Source organism: Mycobacterium sp. (assembly GCF_019243155.1).
Taxonomy (GTDB): domain Bacteria; phylum Actinomycetota; class Actinomycetes; order Mycobacteriales; family Mycobacteriaceae; genus Mycobacterium.
Window position 1 is genome coordinate 1 of record NZ_JAFAUS010000114.1, and the last position, 3,053, is coordinate 3,053.

The window sequence follows — 3,053 nt, forward strand, 5'->3', positions numbered from 1 at the left end:
ACTTCGATCCCGAGGGGCTGCTGCGCGGCATCTACCGCTACCACGCCGCCACCGAGCAACGCGCCAGTAAGGCGCAGATCCTGGCCTCCGGGGTGGCGATGCCGTCGGCGCTCAAGGCGGCCGAGATGCTCGCCGCCGAATGGGATGTCGCCGCCGACGTCTGGTCGGTGACCAGTTGGGGCGAGCTGAACCGCGACGGCGTGAACGTCCAGAAGGCGAAGCTGCGCCACCCGGATCGCCCGGCCGGTGTCCCCTACGTGACGCAGGCCCTGTGCGACGCCAGCGGCCCGGTGATCGCCGTATCGGACTGGATGCGCGCCGTTCCGGAACAGATCCGGCCGTGGGTGCCGGGCACCTTCGTCACTCTGGGCACCGACGGCTTCGGCTTTTCCGACACCCGGCCTGCGGCGCGGCGCTTCTTCAACACCGACGCCGAATCGCAGGTGGTCGCCGTCTTGGAGGCCCTGGCGCGCGACGGCGAGATCGACCCGTCGGTGCCGGTCGCGGCCGCCCGCCAGTACCGGATCGACGACGTACAGGCCGCACCGGAGCAGACCTCCGACCCCGGGGTCGCCTGAGACTCAACGGCCCCGACGCGTCGTTTATGAGATAGCGTTAAGAGCGACGCGCCTGGCTTTGGCGGATACATCCAGAAAATTCGCGTACGTTTTAGGGGTGAATGACAACCCTTTTGCCGGCCCCTTCGCCAAGCACCCAAGGTCGCCGCTTGAGCTGCTGGACACGGTCCCCGAGTCGTTGCTGCGCCGGTTGAAGCAGTACTCCGGCCGGCTGGCCACCGAGGCGGTCTCGGTGATGCAGGATCGGTTGCCGTTCTTCGCAGACCTGGAAGCGTCTCAGCGGGCCAGCGTGGCGCTGGTGGTTCAGACGACCATCAACAACTTCGTCGAGTGGATGCACGACCCGCACAGCAACGTCAGCTACACCGCGCAGGCCTACGAATTGGTGCCCCAGGAGCTGCAGCGTCGGATCGCGCTGCGCCACAGCGTCGACATGGTGCGGGTGACGATGGAGTTCTTCGAGGAGGTCGTGCCGCTGATAGCCCGCTCCGAAGAGCAGCTGACGTCCCTGACCGTGGGCATCCTGAAATACAGCCGCGACCTGGCGTTCACCGCGGCGGGCGCCTACGCGAACGCGGCCGAGGCGCGCGGCAGCTGGGACAGCCGGATGGAGGCCAGCGTCGTCGACGCCGTGGTCCGCGGCGACACCGGACCCGAGCTGCTGTCTCGCGCGGCGGCGCTGAACTGGGACACCACCGCGCCGGCGACGGTCGTGGTCGGAACTCCGGCACCCGGTCGGGACGGGTCGACCGCCCCGGGCGACAGCCAGCGGGCCAGCCAGCACGTCCGCGATGTCGCCGCCAACCACGGCCGCGCGGCCCTCACCGACGTGCACGGGACCTGGCTGGTCGCGATCGTGTCCGGCCAGCTGTCGCCGACCGACAGGTTCCTGGGAGATCTGTTGAACGCGTTCTCCGGGGACCCGGTCGTCATCGGCCCCACGGCGCCCATGCTGACCGCGGCTTATCACAGCGCCAGCGAGGCGATATCCGGGATGAACGCCGTCGGCGGCTGGCGCGGCGCGCCACGGCCCGTGCAGGCCCGAGAACTATTGCCCGAACGCGCCCTGATGGGCGACGCGTCGGCAATTGTCGCCTTGCACACCGACGTGATGGGCCCCCTGGCCGACGCCGGACCCACGCTGATCGAGACGCTCGACGCTTATTTAGATTGTGGCGGCGCTATTGAGGCCTGTGCCAGAAAGTTGTTCGTTCATCCAAACACCGTGCGCTACAGGCTCAAGCGCATCACCGACTTCACGGGGCGTGATCCCACGCTGCCGCGAGACGCATATGTGCTGCGTGTGGCGGCGACCGTCGGTCAGCTCAACTATCCCAAGCCTCCTTCTGGCGCCGGAAACAACGCGTTGACGGCTGTTCCATTGCCGGTCAAAGGGGCTATGGTGGGGCGATCCGGATCCTAGTGATCCAGGCCACAGGTCGCGGGACGATCTCAAATATGTCGCTTACCGAGCCGTTTTGTAGGTAGCGCACAAAAACCTAAGACGAGGTTCATAATCTGTTACACCCGCCAAAACCGTTTCCACAGTGTTCTCTTAAACACGTGATTGCATTGCTTGCGCCCGGACAGGGTTCGCAGACCGAGGGGATGCTGTCGCCGTGGCTCGATCTTCCCGGCGCCGCGGACCAGCTCGACATCTGGTCGAAGGCGAGCGGCCTCGACCTGGTTCGGCTGGGTACCACCGCGTCGACCGAAGAGATCACCGACACCGCGGTCACTCAACCCCTGGTCGTTGCGGCCACCCTGCTGGCACACCAGGAACTGACCAAGCGCGGCCTGCTGGCCGACGCGGAACTCGTTGTGGCGGGTCACTCCGTCGGCGAAATCGCGGCCTACGCGATCGCGGGCGTGCTGGCCGCCGATGACGCCGTCGCGCTGGCCGCCACCCGCGGCGCCGAAATGGCCAAGGCATGCGCCGTCGAGCCGACCGGCATGTCCGCCGTGCTCGGCGGTGACGAGGACGAGGTTCTGGCTCGTCTCGAGCAGCTTGACCTGTTCCCCGCCAACCGCAACGCGGCGGGGCAGATCGTCGCCGCCGGTCCGCTGAACGCCCTGGAGAAGCTCGCCGAGGACCCGCCGGCCAAGGCCCGGGTGCGCGCGCTCGGTGTGGCCGGAGCGTTCCACACCAAGTACATGGCTCCGGCGCTCGATCGCTATGCCGCCGCTGCGGCGGCCGTCCAGACCGCCGAGCCGACCGCCACGCTGCTGTCGAACCGGGACGGGAAGCCCGTCACGTCTGCGGCGGCGGCGATGGAGGCGCTGGTGGCTCAGCTGACCCAGCCGGTGCGCTGGGACCTATGCACCGCAACGATGCGCGAACGGGAAATCACGGCGACTGTCGAGCTTCCGCCTGCGGGCACGCTCACCGGCATCGCCAAACGCGAACTTCGGGGAACGACGGCTCTTGCCGTCAAGGCGCCCGCAGACCTGGACGCATTGGCTGAACTCTAAATC

2 protein-coding genes and 1 pseudogene are annotated in these 3,053 nt (G+C 67.7%); all 3 read left to right on the forward strand.

Going from position 1 to position 3,053, the window contains the following annotated elements:
* Nucleotides 1-578, forward strand: a pseudogene (locus JOZ00_RS05700) (pyruvate dehydrogenase (acetyl-transferring), homodimeric type); the annotation flags it as partial.
* Nucleotides 579-675: 97 nt separating this feature from the next.
* On the forward strand, nucleotides 676-2,001 hold the full coding sequence (locus tag JOZ00_RS05705; protein ID WP_293340945.1) for a PucR family transcriptional regulator: 1,326 nt from the start codon (nucleotides 676-678) through the stop codon (nucleotides 1,999-2,001).
* Between the two features lie 140 nt (nucleotides 2,002-2,141).
* On the forward strand, nucleotides 2,142-3,050 hold the full coding sequence (locus JOZ00_RS05710) for an ACP S-malonyltransferase (protein WP_293340948.1): 909 nt from the start codon (nucleotides 2,142-2,144) through the stop codon (nucleotides 3,048-3,050).
* Nucleotides 3,051-3,053 lie beyond the last annotated feature (3 nt).